Origin of the sequence: Pontibacter harenae (assembly GCF_020907245.1) — a bacterium.
Classification (GTDB): Bacteria; Bacteroidota; Bacteroidia; order Cytophagales; family Hymenobacteraceae; genus Pontibacter; species Pontibacter harenae.
On the sequence record NZ_JAJJWH010000025.1, the window covers coordinates 20,326 to 47,172 of the forward strand.

General features: G+C 45.5%; 14 protein-coding genes. 3 read left to right on the forward strand and 11 right to left on the reverse strand.

Annotated features, from left to right (window positions below; translation table 11 throughout):
* Positions 1-242 precede the first annotated feature (242 nt).
* From LN893_RS13240 to LN893_RS13250, 3 genes are all read left to right on the forward strand, one after another.
* Entirely contained in the window at positions 243-3,290 is a 3,048-nt protein-coding gene (locus LN893_RS13240; RefSeq protein WP_255710060.1) for a serine hydrolase domain-containing protein, read from the forward strand.
* Positions 3,291-3,370: 80 nt separating this feature from the next.
* Positions 3,371-4,546: an acyltransferase family protein gene (locus LN893_RS13245; RefSeq protein ID WP_229970798.1), complete on the forward strand. Its 1,176-nt coding sequence runs from the start codon at positions 3,371-3,373 to the stop codon at positions 4,544-4,546.
* A 117-nt stretch (positions 4,547-4,663) separates the two neighbouring features.
* Positions 4,664-5,407 carry a DeoR/GlpR family DNA-binding transcription regulator gene (locus tag LN893_RS13250; RefSeq protein WP_229970800.1) on the forward strand — a complete coding sequence of 248 codons (744 nt, stop codon included), beginning with the start codon at positions 4,664-4,666 and terminating at the stop codon, positions 5,405-5,407.
* Between the two features lie 121 nt (positions 5,408-5,528).
* On the opposite strand, the gene LN893_RS13255 is transcribed toward LN893_RS13250, so the two are convergent.
* From LN893_RS13255 to LN893_RS13305, 11 genes are all read right to left on the reverse strand, one after another.
* Positions 5,529-8,417 (reverse strand): FAD-binding and (Fe-S)-binding domain-containing protein, encoded by a 2,889-nt coding sequence (locus tag LN893_RS13255; RefSeq protein ID WP_229970802.1) that lies wholly within the window; start codon positions 8,415-8,417, stop codon positions 5,529-5,531.
* 12 nt (positions 8,418-8,429) lie between these two features.
* Positions 8,430-9,950, reverse strand: a complete 1,521-nt coding sequence (locus LN893_RS13260) for a sodium:solute symporter (protein ID WP_229970804.1) — start codon at positions 9,948-9,950, stop codon at positions 8,430-8,432.
* Between the two features lie 353 nt (positions 9,951-10,303).
* Entirely contained in the window at positions 10,304-11,116 is an 813-nt protein-coding gene (gene murQ / locus LN893_RS13265; RefSeq protein WP_229970806.1) for an N-acetylmuramic acid 6-phosphate etherase, read from the reverse strand.
* A 24-nt stretch (positions 11,117-11,140) separates the two neighbouring features.
* Positions 11,141-12,973, reverse strand: coding sequence for an outer membrane protein assembly factor BamB family protein (locus tag LN893_RS13270; RefSeq protein ID WP_229970808.1), 1,833 nt, complete (start codon positions 12,971-12,973; stop codon positions 11,141-11,143).
* Positions 12,974-13,360: 387 nt separating this feature from the next.
* Positions 13,361-14,677, reverse strand: a complete 1,317-nt coding sequence (locus LN893_RS13275) for a RagB/SusD family nutrient uptake outer membrane protein (RefSeq protein ID WP_229970810.1) — start codon at positions 14,675-14,677, stop codon at positions 13,361-13,363.
* A gap of 26 nt (positions 14,678-14,703) precedes the next feature.
* Positions 14,704-17,715: a SusC/RagA family TonB-linked outer membrane protein gene (locus tag LN893_RS13280; protein WP_229970812.1), complete on the reverse strand. Its 3,012-nt coding sequence runs from the start codon at positions 17,713-17,715 to the stop codon at positions 14,704-14,706.
* Positions 17,716-17,771: 56 nt separating this feature from the next.
* The gene (locus LN893_RS13285) at positions 17,772-18,971 is read right to left on the reverse strand and encodes an anhydro-N-acetylmuramic acid kinase (protein ID WP_229970815.1); all 1,200 of its coding nucleotides are present in this window, start codon (positions 18,969-18,971) and stop codon (positions 17,772-17,774) included.
* 292 nt (positions 18,972-19,263) lie between these two features.
* Entirely contained in the window at positions 19,264-20,811 is a 1,548-nt protein-coding gene (locus LN893_RS13290; protein ID WP_229970817.1) for a glycoside hydrolase family 10-like protein, read from the reverse strand.
* Positions 20,812-20,910: 99 nt separating this feature from the next.
* A complete protein-coding gene (locus LN893_RS13295; RefSeq protein WP_229970819.1) occupies positions 20,911-21,738 on the reverse strand; it encodes a DUF4397 domain-containing protein in 828 nt (275 codons plus the stop codon).
* 17 nt (positions 21,739-21,755) lie between these two features.
* Complete coding sequence (locus LN893_RS13300; protein WP_229970822.1) at positions 21,756-23,372, reverse strand: SusD/RagB family nutrient-binding outer membrane lipoprotein; 1,617 nt, start codon at positions 23,370-23,372, stop codon at positions 21,756-21,758.
* Positions 23,373-23,383: 11 nt separating this feature from the next.
* Positions 23,384-26,452, reverse strand: a complete 3,069-nt coding sequence (locus LN893_RS13305) for a SusC/RagA family TonB-linked outer membrane protein (RefSeq protein ID WP_439651208.1) — start codon at positions 26,450-26,452, stop codon at positions 23,384-23,386.
* Positions 26,453-26,847: the final 395 nt, after the last annotated feature.

The following is a 26,847-nucleotide window of genomic DNA, read 5'->3' on the forward strand; positions in this document are numbered from 1 at the left end:
TAAATTGCTGTAGTCTTCCGTCTGGCACAACTTGCACAGCCACCGTGCATTAGCTAAAAAGCAGATCCTAAAAAACGATTTTCACAGCACTTTTAGCTCTATCTCCCACACAACCTTACATTACACGACACTAATATTGCTTTTATTTGCGGGAATTAAAAAAAATCCTGCAAATAAAAATAAAACTAAGCAAAATTCTTTTAAATTGCAGTAGATCTGCTACTATCAAATCTTTTATCGCTTTGAAAAAACAATTTCTCTGCTCCTTTAGCATTCTGCTTTTGTTGGCGCTTTGCCTGAATAACCTGCAGGCCCAACACAAGAACGCAAAATTCCGCAAACCTGCAGCCAAGCGTGAGCAGACTCCTGCTTTCAATCCAGCCACCGATCCTCCTTTCTATGGCGGTAACCAAGCCTGGGCCGATTCTGTGTTCAATTCCCTAACGCCAGAGGAACGCATTGCTCAATTAGTCATGATTCCTGTTTACTCGAACAGAGACCAGGCACATATCGACTCGGTGAGCAACCTGATCAAAACCTATAAAGTAGGCGGCGTTATCTTCTTCCAGGGCGGGCCAGTACGGCAAGCCAAGATGACGAACCGTTTCCAGAGCGAAAACAAAGTGCCGCTGATGGTATCGATAGATGGCGAGTGGGGACTTTCGATGCGCCTGGACAGCACCGTGCGTTTCCCCTACCAAATGTCAATGGGCGGCATTCAGGATGAGAAGTTGCTGTATGAGATGGGTGCTGAAATTGCCCGCCAGTGTAAGCGCATGGGCATCAACGTGAATTTTGCGCCTACCGTAGATATTAACAACAACGCCAACAATCCTGTTATTGGCTTCCGCTCTTTTGGCGAAGACAAGTATAACGTGGCCCGTAAATCCATTGCTTACATGAAAGGCATGCAGGACCAGCACGTACTGGCAAGTGCCAAACACTTCCCCGGTCACGGCGATACAAACGTAGACTCGCACTACGGCCTGCCTGTTATCCACTTCTCCCGCATTCGCCTCGACTCTACAGAACTGTACCCTTTCCGTGAGCTGATAAAAAACGGCTTGGGCAGTGTGATGGTGGCTCACATGAACATTCCTGTGCTGGACAACACGCCAAACCTAGCCTCTACTTTATCTAAATCCATCGTTACCGATCTTTTAAAAGAAGAACTGGGCTTTAGAGGGTTGGTGTTTACCGATGCGCTAAACATGCAAGGCGTGGCCAAGTTTTACCCTCCTGGTGTGGTTGACGTGAAGGCTTTGCTGGCTGGAAACGATGTGATGCTGAACACGATGGATGTAAAAACCACGATAGCAGAGGTAAAGAATGCCATAGCTAACAAAGAAATTACGCAGGAAGAAATTGATGCCCGCTGCCGCAAAGTACTCACCGCGAAACAATGGATGGGCCTGGACAAATGGCAACCGATTGAAACAGCGCACCTGATTGAGGACCTGAACAACCCGCACGCCCAGTACCTGAACCGCCAACTGACGGAGCAATCGCTGACGCTGCTGCGCAACAAAAAGAACATACTCCCGATCCAGACTTTAGATACTTTAAAAGTAGCGGCCTTAGCTATAGGCACTACCCAGGAAACCGATTTTCAGCGTGGCCTGTCCCGCTATACACAAGTAGATACTTTCTTTCTTTCGCCTAACAGCACCTTAGCAGAGTTGCAGCAGATGAAGGAAAAGCTGCAAAACTATAACTTGGTGATAGCAGGAGTGCATAAACTTCAACTGAAAGCGGGCAGCAGCAACTTCGGCATCACTGCCGAGATGAACCTCTTCCTGAAAGACCTGATTCGCTCTAAACCAACTATAGTTAGCGTGTTTGGCAACGTTTATAGTTTAGCCAAATTCGAAGGCGTTGAAAAAGCCGATGCCGTGCTTACAGCCTACCAGGAAAATGACGTGGCGCAGGATTTAGCTTCTCAGTTGATTTTCGGTGGCATCGGGGCGAGAGGAAAACTGCCTGTTACGGTTTCGAATGCCTTCCGCATTGGCGACGGCCTTACGACACAAGGCGGCCTTCGATTGGCCTATACCATGCCAGAGGCAGTGGGCTTAAAAACTCAGGACCTTGCTGGTATAGACTCACTTGTGGCAGAGGCTATCCGTGAACAGGCAACGCCTGGCGCACAAGTATTGGTAGCTAAAAACGGCAAAGTGATCTACTACAAAGCTTTCGGCCACCACACCTACGATAATGAAATGCCTGTGCAGAAAACAGACCTGTATGACCTGGCTTCTGTAACTAAAATCAGCACCTCACTGGCTGCTTTCATGAAATTGAAAGGCGAAGGCCGCTTTGATGTAGACAGAACCTTAGGCAGCTACCTGCCGATGATGCAGGGCTCAAACAAAGAGAGTCTAAAGTACCGCGACATACTTACGCACCAAGCACGCCTGAAGTCATGGATTCCGTTTTGGAAAGAAACAGTGAAGAAAAACGGTAAGTTTAAGTGGGCTACTTTTAAAACAGACTCCTCTGCCCGCTTCCCAATTAAAGTAGCGCAGAACCTGTACATCCACCGCAAATATGCCGACAAGATTTACAAAGAGATTGCCAAATCGCCGCTGAATGAGAAGCCTGGCTATGTATACAGCGACCTGTCGTTTATACTTGCTCCGAAAGTAATTGAGAACATCACAGGAAAAGAGTTTGAATCTTACCTAAAGGAGAACATCTACAAACCGATTGGTGCCACTTCATTAACTTTTAACCCTTACAAGTACTACCCGCAGTCGAAGATTGTGCCTACGGAGTATGAACCACATTTCCGTAAGCAGCTGCTACACGGTACGGTGCACGACGAAGGCGCAGCTATGTTGGGCGGTGTAAGTGGCCATGCAGGTTTGTTCGGCAATGCCAACGACTTAGCCAAGCTGATGCAGCTATACTTAAACGATGGTACCTACGCCAACCGAACTTACATAGCAGGCAATACTGTGAGCCAATTCAGCAAGTGCCAATTCTGCGATGAAGGCAACTACCGCGCCCTCGGCTTCGACAGACCTTCTAAGCCAGGAAGCGAAAATAGCAACGCAGCCAAAAGCGCTCCTGCTGAAAGTTTTGGCCACTCTGGCTTTACAGGCACTTATACTTGGATTGACCCTATAAATGACATCGTATATATATTTCTGTCGAACCGCGTAAACCCTACCCGCGAGAATCCGAAACTGAGCAGACTAAACACCCGCACTAAGGTGTTACAGGTAGTTTATGATGCCATGGATAAAGCTATAAACAAAGAAAAAACCTGTTTCGATAAAATAAAATAAGTTAGAAAAGCCGCTCCCTGTAAAGGAGCGGCTTCTTTGTTTATGATTATTAATTGTCTTATTAGCCTATCTTTTAAGTCATGCATAAAACTGTTACCGCTTCCACCAACTCAACAACGGGTCTGCTCAGCACCAAGAATTCGGAGCGATACCTGGCACTCGACGTCCTTCGGGGATTAACCATAGCCTTGATGGTAATAGTAAATAACCCTGGCTCCTGGGGCAACATTTATGCGCCTTTTAAACACGCAGCCTGGCACGGCTTTACGATCACTGACTTAGTATTCCCTTCGTTCCTGTTTGTGGTGGGCAACGCCATGAGCTTTAGTATGCGCAAGTTTGAGACGCAGCCAGAAAGCTCTTTTCTGAAAAAAGTATTTACAAGAACAGCGCTTATTTTTCTCATCGGCCTTTTTCTTAACCTTTTCCCTTTTGTCACACGCGAACCCGAAGGACAACTGGTGCTAAAGGATTTTACAGCCCTGCGCATTATGGGTGTGCTGCAGCGTATTGCCCTTTGTTACTGCATCGCGTCTTTGGTTGTGCACTACCTGAGGTATAAAGGGGCACTTGCTTCCAGTGTTGTAGCGCTGCTCGTTTACTGGGCCATCATGTACTTCTTCGGCGATGTCGCCGATCCTTATAGTTTGGAAGGCAACGCCGCCCTAAAGTTCGACAGTATGCTACTACCCGAGCAGAACCTCTACAAGGGCTTTGGCATCCCATTCGACCCTGAAGGTTTGCTAAGCACTTTACCTGCCACTGTAAACGTAATAGCAGGTTATGTTGCAGGCATGTTCATACAGAAGAATGGCAACAATATGGGCACAGTTTCTAAGCTGAATGTGGCTGGTGCTGTGCTGGTAGCCATTGCTTTTGTGTGGGATTTGTACTTCCCCATCAACAAGCCTATCTGGACGAGCTCATATGTATTGCACACGGTCGGCCTGAGCCTGATCATACTTGGCACCCTGATCTTTACTATAGAAGTAATGGGTTTTGTAAAATGGACTTACTTTTTCCAGGCTTTCGGCAGAAACCCGTTATTTATTTTTGCACTGGCCACGCTGCTGATCAAAACTCTCAACTTTGTGCAGGTTAATGGTATAAGTTTGCAAAAATGGCTTTACGAAAACCTATTTCTTACCTGGACAGAAGGAAAAACTGCTTCGCTGCTCTTCGCCATAACTTACATGCTTGTGATGTGGCTGGTTGGTTTCTGGATGGATAAAAAGCGGATTTATGTGAAGGTATAGTTACGGATGCACCTAATTAAAAATTAAGAATTAGAAATTAGGCGCAGCCGTACACGCTTCTATCTAATTTATAGAAATTGCATTATATTTGATAGTTAGCTATCAAAGAAGAACAGTATGCTCAAGGAAGAACGGCAGGCTTTTATCATAAAGCAGATAAACCTACACAACAAAGTACTTTCATCAGATTTAAGTTTAAAACTTAATGTATCGGAGGATACGGTACGAAGGGATTTAAATGAGTTGGCGGAGAGCGGCAAAATTCTGAAAGTACACGGAGGCGCTTTATCAAAGTCTTTCCACTACCCTTTTCAACAATCTGATGTGTATGCCAAGGAATCTAAGAAGGAGATTGCCCGCAAAGTAATACAACTTCTTCAGGATGAAATGATAGTGCTTGTAGGCGGTGGCACTACCATGATCGAAGTTGCCCGCATGGTTCCTGATAGCTTGAAATGCACTTTCTTTACGGTTAGCCCTTTGGTTGCACTGGAGCTGGCAGAACGTAGCAACATCAATATCTTTCTTTTAGGTGGACAGCTTTCCAAAAACTCACACATCAACATCGGAGCACAGGTGGTGAGCCAGCTATCGGAAATTAAAGTAGACTTATGTATACTGGGTACCAACAGTGTCTCGGTGGAAGACGGCGTTACTGACTCTGACTGGGAAGTTGTGCAGGTAAAGAAAGCGATGATCAAGTCTGCCAAGAAAACAGTCATCATGAGCATATCTGAAAAGCTCGGTTCGAATCAGAACATGACAGTTTGCGAACTGAATGCAATACATTATTTGGTGACAGACTTAAGCCCAAAATCACCTGAGCTACAAGAATACACGAAAGCCATAACAGTACTGTAGTTTGCAACGCAGGTAGCACAACTCTCAAACATAAGTGAAGCTATTTTGTAGTGGCATAAGAACCCACACGTAAAAGGCAAAAGAGGGGCTGCTTCTATAGAAGCAGCCCCTCTTTTGCCTTTTACGCCGTCTGCAGTTTGCCAGGTGTTCCCTTTGCGGCTATACTTTCCGTACCTGGGTGCTGCGCTATACATTCATCCAGCAGATACATAATCGATTCATAATTTCTACCGACTGCCTCTGTCATGGCCATTTCACAAGTTTTGGCGCTGGAGTAATAGCCGTCGTATTCCTGCTGCTTTACTTCATTTGCTCCGGGTGCGGTGGCCGATTTGGTGAGCTCGGGCACTAAAAAGCCTCTGTCGCCAGCCATGCCGCAGCAGCCTGCGTGCAATGGTACCGTTACCTCCTGCGCCAGCTGCCTGGCTATATTTACAAATTTCGTTTCCAGCCCCATTTTCTGCAGCGAGCACACTGGGTGCAGCACCACCCGCTCCTTCTTCCGCGCCACAAAAGCACGAGGCAGCAAATGATCTACTATGTAGTCGATGCTGTCGATAATCTTGAGCTTATCGAATCTGGCTTTGTTTTCGGGCGTGAGCACAGGGCGGCAATGCTGCAAAGTATAAGTACAGGAGGTGACATCGAGCACCAGTGGCAGACGGCCTTCATCTGTCCATCGCCATACTTTCGCTATTGTCTCGTTGGCGGTGTAGGCGAATGCTTTGCTGTAGCCTTTCGATGAGAAAATCTGTCCGCAGCAAGCGCTTTGGGTGTCCTGAGGAATCAAAAAATCTACACCTGCTTTCTCTGATATGCTGATGAAAATTTCTACGGTGCTTTTCTTTCCGCTTGCCGTATCTCCCATGGTGCGGGAAATACAGGTCGGGAAGTATACCACGGCAGCCTTGTCTCTGGTGCTACTCGCCTTTGCTACCTGAGCGGCAAAACCAGGCGCAGCCGCCAATTGGTTCGACCATAAAGGCATGGCGGGCACTACATCTTTCGCACTCTTTGTAAGCTTTGCCAAGGTGTTTTCGCCAAAGAAGCTGTTTACGCCAGCACCCACTTTTAAACCAGCTTTCACGACGGAGGTAACAGGCTTAAAATTCTTCGCCACCAGCAGCGCCAGTTCGTTCGCCAGATCGCTGTGGCTTTCCCGTCGCAGCCGTTTTACCAGGTCGCCCGTGTTGATGTCGACTGGACAGGCGGTGGCGCAGAGGCCATCCACAGCACAGGTGTCCAGGCCATCGTACTGGTACTGCTGTAGCAGCTCTTTATGCTGCTTTTTGTTTCCCTGACGCTTCAGCTTCAGCAGTTCTCTGCGTACCACAATGCGCCGTCGGGGCGTAAGCGTAATATTTCGGCTAGGGCACTTGTGTTCGCAGAAACCGCACTCCATGCACTTGTCCACTTCCTCCTCCACCTTCGGCAACTCTTTCAGGTTCTGGATGTGCGCATTTTTATCGTGGTTGATGATCACGCCAGGGTTCAGCAGGTTATCAGGATCGATGGTCTCTTTCAAGGCTTTCATGATACCATAGATCTCGCTTCCCCACTCCGTCTCCACAAATGGGGCCATGTTACGGCCTGTACCGTGCTCGGCTTTCAGGGCTCCGTTATACTTCTGCACCACCAGTTCCACCACCTCCTGCAGAAAGCGGTTGTACCTTTCTATTTCGGAAGGCGAGTCAAAAGCCTGTGTTACGACAAAATGTATGTTGCCGTCTTTGGCGTGCCCGAAGATAATGGCCTTGCTATAGTTGTGTTTTTGGAAAAGCGCCTGCAGGTCCAGGATAGCATCGCCTAGTTTCTCCAAAGGAAAGGCAATGTCTTCCAGAATAACCGTAGTGCCGCTGGCTCTTACGGCACCCACCGCAGGGAACATGCCTTTGCGCACCTTCCATAGCAGTGCCTGCTCCGTTGGGTCGGCGGTGAAAACAGGCTGCTCCAGCAATGCCAGCTGAGGCGAAACTAATAAGAAGTTGGCAATCTTCTCCTGCAGCTCCTCCAGGTTATGTCCCTGGAATTCTACCAGTAAAGCAGCAGCCGTTTCTGGCAAAGTTTTGATAATGGCAGGCACTCCCGCCATATGTTCTATGGAACGTAACGAGGCCCTGTCCATGAGTTCTACCGCCTCTGCACCAACTGCTGTTAAAGGCATAATAGCCTGGCAGGCCGCATAGATATCAGGAAAGTATAGCAGTGCCGTGGATTTAGCTGGATAGTCAGGAACAGTTCGCAGCACAGCTTCTGCTATGAAACCCAACGTGCCTTCTGCCCCTATGAGCAAGTGCGCCAGTATGTCCAGCGGGTGGTTATAGTCGATGAAAGCGTTAACGGAATAGCCAACGGTATTTTTGGTTTTATACTTGTGTCGAATCAAATCATGCAGCGCAGGGTTCTGCTGTACCTGTGCCCTCAGTTCGTGTAGCTTGCAGTATAGCGCTGGACATTCTTCACCAAACTTGATATAATCCAGTGCCGATTCGGTCGTATAGCTCTTGCCGTTGGGTAGTATAAACCGAATATATTTGGTGGTATGGTAGGAGTTTTTGCTCACGCCGCAGCACATGCCGCTGGCGTTATTAGAGAGTATACCACCCATCATGGCCGAATTAATACTCGCAGGGTCTGGCCCTATTTTGCGTTTATACTTCCGCAGGAAAGCATTTACGATGGCCCCAATCACACCTGGCTGCACCCGCACCAGTTCCCCCTCTGCCTCCACCTGCACTTTGTTCCAGAACTGGCTCAGATCAACCAGTATACCATCTGTTATGGATTGCCCCGAAAGGCTGGTGCCAGCAGTACGGAAGGTAAGCGGAATCCTATGCTGCTGCGAAAGTGCGAAAAGGCCTTTCACCTCTTCTTCCGAGATGGGCTGCACCACGGCCTTCGGCCTCAGGTAATAAAAGCCAGCATCCGATGCGTAAGAAACTACATCAATTAGCCGTGAGCGTATGCGCGCTTTTGGCAAAACGGTTTCCAAAAGCTTTTCAATTTCCATAAAAAAGGAAGCTTAATAAGTTGTTTGTTTTACTTTAGAACCTGAGTTCGCAAAAGCAGTTTTCTCTTCTGCTGTGCCTGGCCTGCTGGTAAGCAACAGCAGTAGGAATGTAATCGTTGCATTTACCACGATCAGTTCAAAGCCCATCGCGTAGCCCGTCCAGGCTACAGAATTGCTATCAAGCACGTAGGTGATGATAGGTGAGACAAGGCAGATAAAAGGCACCAGCTTGTCTGCTACGCCTCGCTGATTGGCCATGCCAAAAGCGAATAATCCCAGTAGCGGACCATAAGTATAACCAGCGGCTTTAAAGATAGCATTCACCACTGAGTCGTCGTTTATCATCCTAAACACAAGTATCACCAGCAGCATCACCACTGAGAAAGCAATGTGTACCATGTGCCGCGTACGCACCAGGCCAGGATCATTCTGATCTGCTTTCTTGTCGAAGTTCAGGAAATCGACACAAAAAGAGGTAGTTAAAGCGGTGAGGGCTGAATCGGTAGTGGCAAAGGTAGCCGCCGTTAAACCCAGCATGAACACAATGGCAGGAATGATATTCAGGTGGTTGAGTGCAATTTCAGGGAACAGGTGGTCAGGCGTTCTCAGCGCCGTTACATCAATGTTGTTCGCAGCAGCATACTGGTATAGCAAAGCTCCAACGCTCAGGAAGAAGATGTTGATAAACACAAACACTACCGTAAAAGTGAGCATGTTTTTCTGGGCTTCGCCGATATTTTTGCAGCTGAGGTTCTTCTGCATCAGGTCCTGGTCCAGGCCCGTCATAGCGATGGTTACGAAAATTCCACCTATAAAATGCTTCAGGAAATGGGCTTTATTACCTAAGAAGTCTTCCCAGAAAAACATCTTTGAGTAAGAGCTTTCTTTCACCGCCTCAAACGTCTGCATCAAATCCATATTCAAGCTCCTAGAGATAAACCAGATTGAGAGCAGTACCGAACTCAGCAGGAAAACTGTTTGAAGCGTATCCGTAATCACAATGGTTTTAAGACCGCCTTTGTGCGTGTACAGCCAGATGAGTACGAGGCAAATGGCCACTGTGGCTCCGAAAGGCACATTCCAAGCATCAAAAATAAACTTCTGTAGCACAATAGCTACTAAGTATAATCTAAAAGCAGAGCCGATTACGCGGGAAACCAGGAAGATCATAGCTCCCGATTTATAGCTCCAGTAACCCAGCCGCCGTTCCAGGTAAGTATAAATGGAGATCAGGTTCATGCGGTAATACAGCGGCAGCAGCACGGTGGCAATTAGTACAAAACCAACCGCATTGCCCAGTACAAACTGGAAATAACCGAAACTGCTGTTGGCCACAGCGCCAGGCACCGAGATAAACGTAACACCAGACAAAGCTGTACCTATCATCCCGAAGGCCACAAAATACCACTTCGAGTTCCTGTTGGCTATAAAAAAGCTAGAGTTATCGGAGGCGCCTTTCGAGGTGAAGTAAGAGATGCCTATCAGAACGGCAAAATAGCCTATCAGGAAGGACAAGAGCACAATAGGAGACATAAGCTATAGAATCTGGTGCGAAAAAGATAAATGGCACAAACCTTTGCTTTTAAAGCGGGCGGTTCTGCAAGTATAAACAAGATATGCCACCTTTGCTACTTAATTCGCGCTGTGGCTTTTACAGGGTTTCTATTTAACAATTGAAGAGGCTGAACCTTTGTCCCCTTTGAAGGTCATCTTGTAGGAAAAACAAAGCGCTGGTGCGAGCTTGCAGCTCGTATCTCAACACATTTACCCGCTCAATGCTGTTTCAATTCATGGGACTACTGCTACATGTGCAGCAAAACTTTCCTATGCCCTATGCTTTGATAGAGGTACGAGCTGCAAGCTCGCACCAGCGTCAAAAGCACAACTTAAGAAGAAATCAACACACTATCGATGGCTTTGCGCACGCTGCCGTGTTTCTCTAAAAGAGCGGCGGCGGTTGCCTCGTCTATACCTGTTTCGCTTATGATCATGCGTACACCACGGTTGTAGAGTTTGTGGTTCGAAAGCTGCATGTCTACCATTTTGTTGCCCTTCACTCTGCCGAGTTGTATCATTACGGTGGTGCTCAGCATGTTCAGTACCAGCTTCTGCGCCGTGCCTGATTTCATGCGGGTAGAACCAGAGAGGAACTCAGGACCAACCACCACTTCTACAGGATATTGTGCCACAGCTGCTACAGGGCTACCTGAGTTACACACAATACAGCCCGTAGCCACACCGTTTTCGTTGGCTTTTTTAAGCCCGCCAATCACGTAAGGCGTAGTGCCAGATGCTGCCAGGCCAACTACTATATCACCTTCGTTTATGCCATACTCCTGCAGATCTTTCCAGGCCTGCTCAGTATCGTCTTCGGCAAACTCCACGGCCTTGCGGATGGCACCATCACCACCTGCAATTAAACCCACTACCCAATCGAAAGGCACACCGAAGGTTGGAGGACACTCCGAGGCATCCAACACGCCGAGCCTGCCACTTGTACCTGCCCCGATGTAGAACAGCCTTCCGCCTGCTTTCATTTTCTCCGCCGCCACTAATGCCAGCTTTTCTATCTGCGGAAGCGCCTTCTCCACAGCATTCGGTACAGTTTTGTCTTCATTGTTGATATTCTCCAGGATCTCCTTTACAGACATCTTCTCCAGATTATCGTAGTTTGACTCTTTCTCGGTAGTGATTTCCATTTGTATATTTCTAAAAGTCTTTTTCTATTTTTCGCTTATTTCAGTGGAATACTCCAGACAAGCGATCTTGCCGTCCATCGTGCTCACCACAACTCTTTTCTTATCCAGCGGCATAATCGGGTTCATCAGGCCGTTTGATACTTTATACTTCCACAGCACCTCTCCGCTTCTCCTGTCGATGGCGCTTGCCATACCTGAGTGGCTTGGCACATACACGATGCCGTTGCTCTCCACGATAGCCGATGGAACCAGCTCGTAAGGCAGCTGCAGCTTTGATTTCCAGTCGATTTGCATAGAATCTGCAATTGTAGACACACCATATACCTGTCCGTCCATCGTTTTCACGTACACCAGCGCACTATCTGCAGACATTCCCATCGATTCACGCACACGAATGTCTTTCATTTGCTTGCGCCATACTACTTTACCTGTTGCAGCATCCAAAGAAGTCATGTAGCGGTCTGGGGCAACTATAAACACTTTGCCTTTGGTAGCTACAGGATAGCAGGCAGCAGGCGAAAACATGCGGTTGGGGGAGCCGTTGTTCCACTTCCAGGCTAGTTTACCTGTGGCGGCATCCAAGGCATAAAAATCGTTGCCCCAACTTCCAAAGTATACTTTGCCTTTGTAAAACAGCGGCTTTGTTACTACGAAGTTGTTCACCTGGTCAAAATCCCAAAGCAGTTGTCCGTTCTTCAGGCTGAAGGCTCTAAAATGTCCATCGGAGGCTCCGATATAAACTACCTTATCCTGAATGGCAGGAGAACCAAGTACAGGTCGGGAGGACGCTGCCTTCCAAAGCAGCTTTCCGTTTGAGGCAGAAAGGCAGTAAATATGGTTATCGGACGAACCTACCACCACATAATTTCCTGCTATGGCAGGTGTAGAATAAATTTTGCCGTTTGTTTTATAGGTCCACTTGCGCTTGCCACTCTTCTTAGCTAAAGCATATACTTCGCCGCTGGTATTGGTTGCCACCACTACGCCTTTACCTGTAGCTGTTCCAGCTCCTACGTCGCTGTCATCCTGGTACTCCCACACTACTTTCACGTTCGGGTATAGTTTGTTTACCGCAAAAGATGGTCGGTGGTATTGTGCTGTTTCCTTTTCGTAATGATGATTCTGTAACGGTACTTCTACCCATTTCTTCTGCGTCTGCTCCATGGGGTTCCTTTCTTCAAAACTTGCCGCGCCGTTTTCTATCGTTAAGATGTTGTACCCGCCGACAGGATCTTTTGCTCTGAGGTTAGAGCGGCCCATTACGCTGGGGATGCCGTCGTAGGTAAAGCGGCGGTTGCCATGCCCGTGCCCATGCAGAATCAGCTGTGTGTTTCGTTTCTTCAGCAAATCAATGGCATCGTACCAGTTGTTCAGCGAAGAGTCCTGCGGGTAATGGTTGATGTAGATGACAGGCATGCTCGGGTCCTGCATGTTGGTCAGCACAGAATCAAGCCACACAAGATTTTCTCTTGGCACCTGTCCTGGCCCCATGCGCATGTTCGGGCCTGAACTGGTACCTGCAAACAAATAGCCGCCGTGCGTAAAGGCAAAAGTCTCGGCTCCGAAAATGGTCCTGAAGCTGTTGCTGCCACTCTCCGACCAGTTTGAATCGTGGTTACCTGGCACAATATACCAGGGCTTGTTCAATCCATCTAGCACCTGCTTTGCCAGCGTCAGTTCCTCGTCGGAACCAAATTCAGTAATGTCTCCAGATAAAACAACAAAGCTTAAGGCAGGATTGGCGTTAATATCGTTTACCGTGCGCTGAAGGTCTTCCTCTGCAGTATTGCCTCCAATGTGTGTATCCGAAACAAACGCAAACTTAAACGACTGTCCCTTGCTCAATGATGTTATCATTAACAAAGCCAGCAGGATAGTATTTTTAAGCACTCGCATCATTGGCAAAAGGACTTTGTTAAGGCTATCAGAAATAAAACAGTTTTACCTACAGCATCAGATTCTATAACAAAATACGCACAAAAACGCATAAACCTATGGTCATTGTCACGTAAATTTATAGAAACTAAAGTAAATAATTCATATTCATGCACATAATTAAGACCATAAATGCATAAAAACGCAAACTTTTTTTTATTAGCGCTCCGAAACTTGTTTTTCTACACTGAGCAGTAACACTTGCTGCTTCGGTAGTCGTAGCGAAAGCAACAAGTGTTTTGATTCTCTCTTACTACATTGGTTTTTGTTAAATGCAAACAGGCGGCTAGATTAGCCGCCTGTTTGCATTTAGATAGCGGGATCTTCTGGTGTATTGGGGTTATTCAATCGTTCTTGGTCAGGGTAAGGGTAAAAATTACGGTTACGCTCCGCTGTGTTGTCTGGCGGTCCTGGACGGCCAAAGCGGCGACTGTCTTCCAACTTCTGTCCTGTTAAGTACAGTTCGGCTGAACGCTGTATGTACACCTCAAATAACAAAGCCTCTCGGGTAACTGGGCCAGTATAGGCAGGTAACGAGGCATTAACACCAAACGGATCTCCTGATTCCTGCGTTCTGACTTCGTTTATCAGATCTAGCGCTTCTTGCAACGATCCGTTACTACGAAGTATGGCCTCAGCTTTTATTAGCTTTATCTCATCAGTTAAGTATACAGGAATGTTGGAGGTTTGAGTATTGAAGAAACCTGCCAGCGTCTTTACGGGATCACCATTTACGACTGCGTCAGGGCTGGTCAGGTAAAAATCATAACGGGCATCCCCTTCCTCCACAAACTCTGCAGGCAACCCAAAGTTATCGCGCGGCCTGAAGTAGTTTAGAATAAAGATGGAATTGTAAATTGGATTCGGACTAAGCGTGCTGTACACAAACTCGGACTTAACTGCTAAATCTACTTGATTAGCGTTTGCAAGTGCAGCTTCATAGTTACCAGCATATAGGTTATACCTGGCATTGAAGGCATAAAGTGTGTTCTTCAGGTTAAATGCAGAGCCCGTAACCTGTGTAATAAACTCCTGCGAAACAGGAGTGGCATTTAGCAAAGCAATTCCTTGGTTTAGGTGGGAAATAGCTGCCGCCAACACTTCAGTCCTTGGCTTAAAAGTCACATCTTCGGTTGCACTTGTCTCTGTGTTTGCCTGCTCAAACGCTACAGCTAAGTTACCTAAAGCCATTGCCTTAAAAAGATGCGCATGCGCCAGTATTCCACTTAGTGTTCCGCCAGTTAAGGCAGGGATGTTAGGAGCATTCTCTAAAATTTGCTCGCTCATACTCATGGTTCGTTGCATTCTGGACCACAAGCTAAGCACATTGCCATTAAATGTAGGCAATGCTGTTCCTCCAGCCTCTAGTTCTAGTACATTCGTAAAAGTAGCCACACCTTTCAGCTCTCGGCCCGTTACACCAGGGTAGAGATAAGCCGCCTCTAAACCTGAAGTAGAATAAAATTGACGAAGACCTACACTCAAGGCAATAATGCCGTCTCGCGAAGAGAGGACCTGAAGGTCACTTGCGGCATTGGGGTTTGGTATATCCAGTTCACAACCAGCGGTAAGCAGCAAACAGCCCGACAGCAAGCCTATTTTTAAATATGATGCTATATTTTTCATTTGATTATCAATTAAAAAGAAGAAGATTAGAACGACACGTTAACACCTAAAGCATATGTTCTAGGTATTGGCACCTCCACAAAGTCAAACCCACGAACGGCTGTAGTTTGCCCTGCAGCATTCACTTCTGGATCGTATCCGCTGTAATTGTCTATTGAGAATAAATTGCGGCCTGCTAAACTTACACGCACGTTATTGTTATTTAAAAAGGCAGGCTTAAAATCATAAGCTACAGAAATTTCTCTTAGTTTGATGTAAGAGCCGTCTTCGATGTAGTTTTCAAAAATACCAAACAGAGCAGCAGAAGTACCTTTCGGAACCTCTCCTCTTAACTCAGGTTCGTAGCTGGCAAGGCCGCCGTAAAGATCACGCTCACCAACCCGACGAGTAAAGTTGAACACATCAGCACCATAAGAAGCATCAAGCTGCGCACGTAAAGACAAGCCTTTACCAATAGACAATTCATTGATGAAGGAGCCTGTCCAGTCTGGGTTCGGATCCCCGATCACTTTGCTTCTGGTGGCACCTGTTGGCTGTCCTGTGTCTGCATTGCGCCCTACCCTTTCCGACTGTGGCAAGCCTGCAGGCGTCAGCAACAATGATCCATCAGGGTTTCTAGCAAAGTAAGTGCTGTAAAATGCGCCTATCGGATATCCATTTACAGCTGCAACCTGACCGAAACCACCAGCGAACGTTAACAAGCCCCCAGGTATGTTGTTTACTTCGTTTCTGTTTCTTGAGAACGTAACAGTAGAGGTCCACTTTAGATTTTGCTTCTGAATAGGGGCAGCAGTTACTAACAGCTCAAAACCCTTGTTGGTCATCGTGCCTATGTTAGCATACTGGTTCAGGAAACCAGAAGATGGCGTAAGTCCAACAAATAGCAGCAGGTCTTTAACATCTTTATGGTAGTAAGAGAACTCCAGTCCCAACCTTCCTCCAAAGAAGCTCATATCGGCCCCTACTTCTGTTTCGGTTTGCCTTTCTGGTTTGATACCTGCGTTACCCAAAAGTGTAGAAGATATTACCCCAGGCATGCCTGGCAGCGAAACAGGATTATAGTTAGTGTAGCGGTCGTATGCACCAATTGCGGTTAAGTTACCTGCCTGCCCGTAAGATGCTCTAAACTTAAGAACAGGAATTATATCGGTCAGGCCCTGCCAGAAATTTTCATTTGAAATAAGGTAACTACCACTTACTTTCGGATAGAACTGCCACCTGTTTTCCTCCCCAAAAACCGAAGAAACATCGTAACGTCCTGCACCAGTCAGAAAAACGCGATCACCAATACCAAAAGTTTGCTGGGCAAAAAAACCAAGTATATTAATATCTGTTCTTGTCTCGCCAGCTACTATTGTTGCGCCATTATTAATTGTTTCGGCTATGGGCCCAAGCTGCGTGGCTGTAATGCCGGTTGTGTAGCTTTTTTCTAATTGCGCCGTAGCACCAACACCAGTCGATGACTCCAGCCAGCCTCCAAAATTAGTTCTGTAAGAAATATTTAGGTCGTTGTTCAACAGGTAAGAGGTTCTATCTGCACGACGGGAGTAACCTGTATTATATGAAGGAGTCGTGTTTCCTACTGGAATAAAGCCTGTGGCAATCTGCGTGGCATTATCATAACCTAAAGTATAGTTTATATTCAGGTTATTGATCGGATTTAACATCAACTGAAAATCCCCGATAAACCTGTTGGTTCTTTGCCCGAAGTCGAAGCGGTTAATAGCTTCTAAAGGGTTTGTTCTTCTAAGTATCGAAGTTGGGGCTGTTGAAGGATAAACGCCGTCAACTGGTTCAGGATTTATAAAGTTGTTGCTAAAAATAAAACCTGTCAGGGCACCGTATGCTTCACTTAATCCACCATTCGGAATTTCTTTACTTGTACTGATAACGTAATTAGCTCCTAATGAAATTGACATCCAGCTGTTAAGCGTCTGGTCTATGCGCAGGCGTGCGCCTCCCCTGTTAAAGCTCGTATTATCAACAATTCCCTGGTTGCTGAGGTAGTTGCCGCTTAAGTAATACTGGGTATTGTCGCTACCACCCGATACCGACAAGTTGTTCTCAGTTCCGTAAGCCGTACGGAAAATCATATCCTGGAAATCGTAGCGCTGTACAGGTTCCTGAGTCAAATCAGAGGCGGTTGTGTTCACAAAGCGGAAAGGATAGTCATTATACTCCAGCGTTTTGCGCACTTCGTTTACTCTAAACTGAGTAGAGGCCGTTACTTTAGGCTTTCCTGCTTTACCGCGCTTCGTAAAAATCTGCACCACACCGTTGCTTGCCCTAGATCCGTAGATTGCTGCAGCTGCGGCTCCTTTTATAATTTCTATCCGATCGATATCATTCGGATTGATATCAACAAGGCGGTTCTGAGCATAACCTCCAAGGTCTATCAGCTCTGGAGAGCCATTGTTTATAATAACACCATCTACAATGTATAAAGGGTCGCTTGAACCTACAACTGTACTTGTACCGCGCAATCGCACACTTATACCGCCCGCAGGGTTACCAGAGTTCTGCGATATCTGCGCACCTGCCACTTTACCTGCCAAGGCTTGATCAACTGAAGTAGCAACCCCACGCTGTATGTCGGCTCCCGAAACGGTGGAAATAGCGTTACCCAATTGTTTTTTACTTGTAGCCACCGATGTACCTGTTACTACAATTTCTTCAAGACCGACAATATCCTCGCCCAACTGTGCATCTACATTAACCACAGCAGCAGAACCAAGCTCAACAGACTTAGTTTCTGGCTTATACCCCAGAAAAGAAAAAGTTAACTGGTAAGTACCCGCTGGCAAGCTTTCCATCAAGGTGTAGGTGCCATCTGCACTAGTGGCGGTTCCGTTATTACTGCTCCGAAACTTTACAACAACGCCAGGAAGCGGCTCTTTTGTACGGGAATCTGTCACTACTCCTGAAACTGTGTAGCGGGTGTTTTGTGCAACTGCTATATGGCTAAACATAGCCAGCAAGAGCGTCCACAGCAAAGTCATTTTGCTGCTACACCACTTTTTAAGATAAATTTCTCTCATGCTTAGATTAGTTTGGGTTGGTTTATTACACTAGAAAACTTTTAAACTTATGGCGCTTATTCTGGTAAACTTATTTTACCCATATGAACAGAGGGAACACTTTTTTGCCCTGCCCCAAAATCTATAAGCTCCCCAAAGAGGCACTCATTGGCGAGCGTGGCAAACAAAACGGCTTCTTTCGCATCTGGAGCAACTCCCAGCTCTGAAGTATTTCTGAGAGGCACACCTGGGAGCATTTCTTTTAAGTGCTGTATAAGTAAAGGATTATGCATGCCACCACCGCTTAAGAAAATCTCAAAGCATTCTTCTTTTAAGGCTTTTGTTAAAGCATCACTTATACCTGTTGCAGAAAAGCGGTTTAAAGTCGCCATTACATCTGATGGGGAAAGCGCTTCGGTGCCAGATCTTTTTTGAGCCTGCTCTAAGTAAGCAAGGTTAAACAGTTCGGGACCTGTTGTTTTCGGAAAGCCCTGATCGAAAAAAGAATGATCTAGTAAAGCTGTCAGCAAGGCATTGTTACACGTTCCTTCAGACGCTATTGTAGCTTCAGCATCATAATACTTTCCTGGAAATTTGGCTTGCACGTAAGCATCCATTAAGGTATTACCTGGCCCCACATCCGTAGAAAATATTTTGCTTGTATCTAAATCGCCAGGGAGAAACGTAAAATTGGCAATACCACCAATATTAAGCATGATGCGGTTCTGCCCCTGCTCCGAGAAAAGAAGATAATCTCCGTAAACAGCCAACGGAGCACCCTCGCCACCTGCTGCTATGTGCTTCTGTCTGAAGTCGCTAAGCGTTACAATACCTGTTTTAACGGCCATATGGTCTCCATCCCCGATTTGCAAAGTAGCATCTGGCATTCCGTCTAACTTGTGCAACGAGACAGGTGCGTGATAAATGGTTTGCCCATGGCTGGCAATAACATCTACCTCCTGTGGTTTTATGTTCCACTGCTGTAAACAGTTGTTTATAAGTTCCGCATGAAAGCTTCCGATGTAGGCATTCATTAAGCAGACATTTTCCAGATCGACCTGCCGTTTAGAGAAAACCGCCTTTACCTTATCTTTAAATTCTTTGCTATATGGAACAGTAGCAAATTCTCGAAGTGTCACCTGCGTTGTAGTTCCGCTACCTGTAAAGTCGCAAAGGGCAATATCAAGCCCATCGAGCGAGGTACCAGACATAAGTCCAATGATAGTTCTCTTTTCTTTATTAACTATTTCGAATAAGCGACTAAAACCTTTGTTCATATAGAAAAATGCTGCGGAAAGAAGATCGGATCAGATTTTTAAAGGCTTGATTTAATTGTTTCTTAAACCTAAAAAATTAGACCTGTGATTGTATAAGATAAACTTTGTAGGTAGAACTTATAACAAAGAACAACTGAAATATCAGAAGGAGAACTAACTCATAAGCTATTAAACCTGCTGAACTTTATACAGAAGGTAACCTCCAACTAAATATACTATATAAAACCTGATGGAGCACTGGTTTATGCAACTATATTTTCAATAGAAGAACAAACCCGCAAGTGTATATTCTTTACCAGATTCTCACGCTGAATACATTAGAAGGCAAACTTTCGTTCTTCATACGGTCGATGGTTGTCACGACGTACTGATAGCGTTTGCCACCGCTAGCCGTTTCATCATAAAACGATGTGGTGTGTTTATCAAAGCTTACCTTTATGATATGCTTTGGGTCTTGCAGATCGATTTCTTCATTTTTTCCGAAGCGATAGATGACATAGCCATAAATTTCACCTTCTGCTGCAGGATCAGCAGGAAGTTCCCATTGTAGTTTTGCATTTCTACTCCAGCCAAACAGTAGCTTCTTGGGGTGGCTAAGCTTTGCAGGAGCTGCTGGCGGCACATCATCCAGCCACTGCATAGCTGGCTGCAAGGCTGGATAACGGTAAAAGTCATGCTGCAGCGAATCTCTGAAGCCTGCTAAGTTATTTGTAAGCGACCTTGAGCTAAAGAACACACTACCCTGCACGTTTGGGTTATTGCGTAGGTAACGTACCTGGTTAGGTAACTGCTGCTTATCGCGCCAGCCTTCACGGTCTTCCATTGCTCTGTAAACTCCCTGTCCAACATATACATGTTTCCCGAATGCGTTGGCACTCCACCAGTCAAGCAGTTTTTCGTACGGCGCTGGTTTATAGTTAAACGGAAAGTATACCTGTGGATTTACATAATCAACCCATCCTTTTTTCACCCATTTGCGTGCATCGGCATACAGAGCACTATAGCCCGACAGGCCGTTGCTCTCTGAACCCTCAGGGTCCTGTGCCTTGTTTCGCCAGATACCAAATGGACTGATACCGAACTTCACATAACTTTTTGCGGCATGTATACTGTCTGACAGGGTGTGAATCAGCAGATCCACATTGTTTCTGCGCCAATCTTCGATGTTGGCAAGTTCGCTACCGTACAAAGCATAGGTTACTGAATCTGGCAGCGGCTCTTTGCCTGGGTAAGGATAGAAGTAGTCGTCAAAGTGAACACCGTCTATGTCGTAGTTCCGCACCACATCCATAATTACTCCTACTATATACTCGCGCACTTCTGGCAGGCCTGGGTTAAAGTACTTTTTGCCGCCATAAGTAAAGAACCACTCTGATTTGGTGCGGGTAATATGATCTTTGTTTATGAGAGAATCGATCAGGTTATTTGTGGCGCGGTATGGGTTAAACCATGCGTGCAGTTCCATACCTCTTTTGTGTGCCTCCTCAATAGCAAAGTTCAGCGGGTCGTAGAATGGATTTGGGGCTACACCTTGCTCGCCTGTAAGAAACATACTCCACAACTCACGGCTCTTGGCATAAAAGGCATCGGTTGAAGGGCGCACCTGCAGCATTACGGCGTTTATGCCTGTTTTCTGGTGCTGATCCAGTATTTGCACAAACTCGTGCTTTTGCAGCTCTGAGTTTACTACGACTCCAGGCTTTGAGGGCCAATCTATGTTCTGAACTGTAGCAATCCAAACACCCCTAAACTCCCGCTTGGGGTTTGGCTTTACCTGTTGCGCCAGCAGGCCACAGGAAATAAATAAGAAGACAAAGCTGAGGAAGTAATTTTTGGCCATAGCTAAATGCGCAACTTTAAAGGCTAAAAAAAACCCTCCAGTCTTATTTCTAAGGGAGGGCCTTTATTTGCATACTAATCTAAATTTAAATTTAAATTCTTATCGGTCTCTCCAGTAATCTATTTTACCTGAAACAGTTGCTCCTTGGTAAGTACCTCTAATTTGATGTGTGTACACTCTGCCAAGGCTAGAAAGCGCAAAACTTTGCGAAATGTAAGGTTTAGCCGTTATCGCTTCTTCTGGAGTTACTGTACCAGCAGGAAAAACCTTCCAAGTAAATGTTCCTGTCTTTAGCTGAACATACTCCCCATGTCCTTTGAAAGGAATATCGGTGCCTAATGTATATACTTCTACCGGCTCTTCAGGAGTATCCTCAGTAGCTGGAACTGCTGAGCGAATGACATATACATCAACATTCCAAGGAGTACCTTCCATCGTGTGTACAAACCTCCACCAAATAGAAGTATAATCTTCTGGTGGAAGTTTGTCTTCAATGTAAAAAGTTTCAAGGCTATTTGCCGCTGCACTACCAACTAAGTAAGCAGAATAATTTTTGTTAGCCTCCAGACTAACCTGTGTACTTGCCAATACCGTTGGCTGGCCTTGGCCATTTAGTGCCACAGGATCTATCACATTCAAGGTATGTGTTCCTGCAGGCACTTCTGCATAGTTATTGTTCGGGTAAATAGAACCGTAGGCTTTCCCCTGCACTTCACCAGCAGTAGTTGGAGCTGCAGCCGTAACTCTTATTCCATTCAAAGTAAAGAGAGACTTAGGTGCATCCTGCGAGTGGAAGAAAAATTTCATTTTCGCATCTACTGTTGTGTCCAGCGGTACAGTTAGCTCCGGAAGTTCATTTTTTTCACAAGCCCCAAGCATCAAGGCTACGGCAAGAATTCCCAGTGTTTTATTGATTATATTCTTCATGTCTTTCGAGTTATAGCTTATTCTGGTTTACTAAACCACATTTCGTAAGTATGATAGTTAGGATCATTGCCTCCTATCGCATCTAAGGCTGCTTTATTCCACATATACTCTGAGTTAAATCTTGGTCGTCCTCTGTAGGCTGGCACACCCTCATTTGCAGCAGCCAGTTCCTGTGGCAGTTCAAAACCAGCATAGGCACCGCCTTCGGTATAGTGGTATCTTCTCATGTCAGACCAGGTTTCAAAAAAGCCCCAGCCCCAGGTAGCAATGTACTTCTGCAGCATGATTTTAGAAAGCGTCAAACCAGAGGCCGCATCAGGCACTAGCACATCGCTTTCCAAATAGGCAGCCATTCGCTCATCATATAAGGCTTTATCAGCTGCAAACTGACGTGCATAACCCATGTGGGCAGTTACACCGTTTTTGTATGCTTCCAGAGCTTGCGCAGAAGGAGCTTTTCCAGCCTTTATCCATTCGGCTTCAGCTTTTACAAACTGAAGTTCGGCATACGTCATTAGCGGAAACGGCTCTGCATTTCCAAAGAAATAGATTTGCCCTGCACTCGGATCCACAGCGTTTCCTGATGTTGTATTCCAGAAGGTATTTGGTCGCTGACCTGAACCAGCCGTCCATTCTCCTATACCTTGTGCTGGCGTAAGCCCTCTATACAAACTGTCTGCAGGAGAAGGAGCCAACATTGCCGTTAAGCGTGGATCTCTCAGGTGCTCGCCTTCATAATAAGGGTCTGTAGCATTAGGGTCTGACAGTGCAGGATTAAGCACCTCTTCATTTCCACCAAGCAGTCTAACTATAAAATCAGTTTGCCTGTAGCTACCAATGTTGTTTCGCAGCGGGCCGAAGAAACTTGTGTTAGCAGACACTGTTCCCTCAAATCTTATAAAAGCGTCGTCTGCGTTGCTGGCAAGCGACTTATCAACATACCCGATTACCTCATTAGGATCATAGCTTGACTTATTTGTCAATCTGTGAGCATTTCTAGCCAGTAAACCATAGGCTAGCTTTATCCATCTCCCTCTGTCGCCTTGATAAATATAGTCAGCAGCAGCCAAACCAGAGTCATCTGGGCTTAGGCCGTCGGTCCGCTCCAGGTTTTGTATCCCTAGCTTCAACAGTCGCTGAATTTCTTCATATACAAACTCTTGCGAGTCGTAATCGAAGGAGTTTCTGCCTGGTTCAAATGCCTGTGAAACGATTATGTCGCTATGGTAGTCAGTCAGCAACTGCCACCCCCATGCCCTCATAATGTAACCTACCCCAGCAAAATCATACTTCTTGTTTCTCTCCGCATTTTCTATCATGTCGGATAGGCCAACACCCATATTCCAATACACGTTTCTCCACAAGGTGGCATAAGTATCAGAAAGGGGATTAGCATGAAGATCTAAGGCATAATCTACTCCTGTAAAGGTCCACATTTGGGTATAGAAGCCGGTAAACCTGCCGTCCCATTGTATACCTACTCCCAAAGCTGCCTGTACTTGCGGCAAAAATAAATCTGGCTGCTCTAGCCTGTCTGGGCCATTAGGGTTCGTGTTCACATCTAACCAGCTCTCACAACTTGTAAAAGTGAGTAAGCCAGCTGCTATAAGTGCACTATAAAATATCTTTCTCATGATTTTCCAATCTAAAATCCTACTCTAAATCCAAAGTTCCAGCTAATTGGCAACGGAAAGTTACCATAATCCATGCCACCACCGCCAGCTCCACCGCTTGCTGTTGAAGTCGCGCTAGAGATAGGGTCAATGCCTGAGTAATTGGTAAGGATAAACACGTCAGTGGCTGTCACAAATACATTAAAGTCTTTGATGAACTTGGTTTTACTTAATGTTGCTGCAGGTATTCGGTAGTTCAGCGTTACATCTCTTAAGCGTACCCAGTTAATATCTTTCTCGATGAAAGAATTGTAGTAATAAATAGAGCTCCAATAGCTTGAGTTACGCGACAGATCGATCGGAATATTGTTGCGGGTTGGTGTATCGGTGTTCTCCATTCCGTCTTGCAACACACCATAGATAATGCGAGGTTCTTCCCTGTTCAGGGTTCTTGGGCTTAACCCACGCGTTACCATGTAGTGCTCTGTGGCGTTATAAATATCGCCACCCACTCTAAAGTCTAACAAGAAGTTTAAGTAGATGTTCTTGTACCTGAAGGTGTTTGTTATACCAGCTGTAAAATCTGGTTGTTTATCACCTAGTGCCACCCATTCGCTTGTGTTGATGCTTGGCAAACCTGTTGTCGGGCTAAGTAAGATCTCTCCCTTATCGTTTCGGTTATAATCATACCCCGTAAAGGTTGATAACGGACCACCTACTCTTGCTCCAGCTCTTACATTGCCGTACAACCAGGTATCAGAGTTATAATACTCCCCTACACCTTCTGGAAGTTCTACTAACTCACTTCTGTTTCTTGTGTAGTTTGCTCTAATATCCCATGAAAAGTTGTTTGTTAAGATCGGAGTGGCATTTAACTGCAACTCAATCCCTTCGTTTTGTATGGTTCCTGCATTAAAGGTGCTTAAGATAAAGCCAGTACCATAGCTTAAGCGCATGTTAGCAACAATCTGGTCTTCTGACGTCTTGTTAAAGTACGTTGCATCAAAACCGAAACGGTCGTTAAAGAATTTTGCCTCTATGCCATACTCATACGAAGTGGTCATTTCTGGCCTTAAGGTAAGGCTTGGGCCAGTAAAACCATAGGCGTAACCGCCACCAGTGGTGGTTTGAGTTTCGTAGAATGGATAGATAGAATAAGGTCTCGCATCTTTACCAACCTGCGCTATTGATCCTCTTAACTTACCATATGAAAGAATATCACGGATACCTGCGAATGCCCTAAGCTCTGTAAAAATAAAGCTTAAGCTGGCAGATGGGTAGAAGAAAGAGTTGTTTTCAACGGGCAGAGTAGAGCTCCAGTCATTACGACCGGTAACAGTAGCATAAATCATCTCGTCCCAGCTCAACGTAAATCGGCCAAAAGCTCCAACGTTACGGTACTGCACTAAGTTATTGAAAGCTCTTTGAGTCTCCAATGCGGTGTTATTAATCGACCACAAGTTAGGAGCTTGAAAGTTTTGGCCAGTAACTGAGGCACTAAACGTGTTGTTGTCACGGATGGCACTACCCAAGGTTAAATTAGCGTTTAGTTTATCTGCTAAGAAAGACTTATGTACTTGCCCGTAGTACTGTAAGGTAAGGTTTCTGGTAGTAGCTACAGCCTGGTCAAAAATACCGCCGAACGATTTACCAGTATTTGATTCTGGGTGGCGCACAATAGTACTCTTCTCTGTATAGTAGTCTACACCTGCCTGGCCTACAAATCTTAACCAGGTAGTAGGCTCAATAGTTAAGCTTGCATTTGTTCTATACCTATCTGTTAAACTATTGAATACGTTAGAGTTAACATTAAAGAAAGGGTTTTCTACACCGTTTGAAAATTCAGAATAGTCTCTTCTGCCACCATCAGGCGTTAAATAATTACTGGCGTCGTCGGTAATTGGCCATAACAACAAGTGCAGAAACGAACCATTGACACCTGTAAAAGACTTATCGTTGTCTGCCCGGGTATAGTCAAAAGTAACATCTGCTTTTATGTACTTGTTGATGTCTGAAGTAATTGCAGAAGATAAGTTAATTTGATCTAACCCTGTGTTGGGTACATAACCCTGAGAGTTGGTATAAGCACCAGAAATACGATATTGAGTTGCCTCATTACCACCAACAATAGAAAGGTTATGCTTCTGGGAAATAGCAGTTTGGAAGAAATTTCCAACATTGTCATAGAATTGCGTTTCTGCTGGATATCTGCTTCCAAAGAAGTATAACTCTTCATTTCCTTCAGCACTATATCCGTTCACGCCTCTGTCATAAACCATTTGGCGTTCAGGAAGGCTGCTAATCTTGCTTACTCTTGTATTGTAGGTATAGTTAACTCTACCTGGACCTATTTTTCCACGTTTAGTAGTAATCACAATAGCTCCAGAGGCTGCCTCTATACCATACAAAGCAGAAGCTTCTGGTCCTTTTAGTACTGTTATGCTCTCAATATCTTCTGGATTGATGTCGGCTGCCCTGTTCGTAAAATCTATCCCTCTGTTCTCGAACGATGGACCGCCACCAACAGAAGAAGCCAAAATACCAGAAGATGTTGTATTGTTGCTGATAGGCAAACCATCTACCACAAATAACGGGGAGTTATTGCCGCTTAGTGAGCTAATCCCTCTGATAGTGATTGCAGAAGAGGCTCCTGGCAAGCCTGAAGTAGCGGTAACATCGACACCTGCCACCCGGCCAGCCATTGCGTTTAGAAAATTATCACGCTGTGTCTCGGCAATTACGTCTCCCTTAACTTCTGTTATAGCATAGCCAAGGGCTTTTTTCTCTTCCGCAATACCTAAAGCCGTTACCACCACCTCGCTCAAAGCTTGCGAATCATCCTGTAGCACTATATTAAGTGTAGAGGCACCGCCAACAATCTTTTCCTGCGGCTTCATGCCAACAAAACTAAAGATCAGAACATCTGTTGGAGCAGCTTCAACAGTAAAGCGACCTTCCGCATCTGTAACAGCTCCTCTAGTAGTGCCTTTTACAGCAACTGAAACCCCAGGCAAAGTACTTCCATCAGATCTGGAGGTCACGGTTCCACTAATTACTTTGCTTTGCGCAAAACTTTGGAAGTGAAACAGGAGAAAGCAAATTCCCCATAAGAAACATGGTAATTTTCTCTTCATAACAAGCTAAGTAATGGTTAGATTAATTTGGTTTAGTAACAATATAAAACACAGGTATAGACAACAGGAACCAGAGAGAACTCAACCTAGGCAATTAATATAGATAGACTTGAAGCAGTTAGCTGAACAGAGATTTGGGAGCGCATCAACTTGTATTAATCCTACAAAAGAAAATAAGCTTCCCCTGCAAAAGCACTTTCCCCCCTCATATAAGATTTATTAAATCTATGAACTTTTGCTAAATGAACAACACGTTTATGCATTTATTTTTAAAATAAAAGACAAAAACGCATCAAAAACGCAAAACTGCACTCCTTTAGCTTGCCTACAAATATCTTCTAAGTAACCTATAACTGAATTTC

What these genes read in the sequence shown, in the direction of transcription:
- LN893_RS13245 (WP_229970798.1), top strand. Translation starts at nt 3,371, where the DNA reads ATGCATAAAACTGTTACCGCTTCCACCAACTCAACAACGGGTCTGCTC.
- LN893_RS13250 (WP_229970800.1), top strand. Translation starts at nt 4,664, where the DNA reads ATGCTCAAGGAAGAACGGCAGGCTTTTATCATAAAGCAGATAAACCTA.
- LN893_RS13255 (WP_229970802.1), bottom strand. Translation starts at nt 8,417, where the DNA reads ATGGAAATTGAAAAGCTTTTGGAAACCGTTTTGCCAAAAGCGCGCATA.
- LN893_RS13260 (WP_229970804.1), bottom strand. Translation starts at nt 9,950, where the DNA reads ATGTCTCCTATTGTGCTCTTGTCCTTCCTGATAGGCTATTTTGCCGTT.
- murQ (WP_229970806.1), bottom strand. Translation starts at nt 11,116, where the DNA reads ATGGAAATCACTACCGAGAAAGAGTCAAACTACGATAATCTGGAGAAG.
- LN893_RS13270 (WP_229970808.1), bottom strand. Translation starts at nt 12,973, where the DNA reads ATGATAACATCATTGAGCAAGGGACAGTCGTTTAAGTTTGCGTTTGTT.
- LN893_RS13275 (WP_229970810.1), bottom strand. Translation starts at nt 14,677, where the DNA reads ATGAAAAATATAGCATCATATTTAAAAATAGGCTTGCTGTCGGGCTGT.
- LN893_RS13280 (WP_229970812.1), bottom strand. Translation starts at nt 17,715, where the DNA reads ATGAGAGAAATTTATCTTAAAAAGTGGTGTAGCAGCAAAATGACTTTG.
- LN893_RS13285 (WP_229970815.1), bottom strand. Translation starts at nt 18,971, where the DNA reads ATGAACAAAGGTTTTAGTCGCTTATTCGAAATAGTTAATAAAGAAAAG.
- LN893_RS13290 (WP_229970817.1), bottom strand. Translation starts at nt 20,811, where the DNA reads ATGGCCAAAAATTACTTCCTCAGCTTTGTCTTCTTATTTATTTCCTGT.
- LN893_RS13295 (WP_229970819.1), bottom strand. Translation starts at nt 21,738, where the DNA reads ATGAAGAATATAATCAATAAAACACTGGGAATTCTTGCCGTAGCCTTG.
- LN893_RS13300 (WP_229970822.1), bottom strand. Translation starts at nt 23,372, where the DNA reads ATGAGAAAGATATTTTATAGTGCACTTATAGCAGCTGGCTTACTCACT.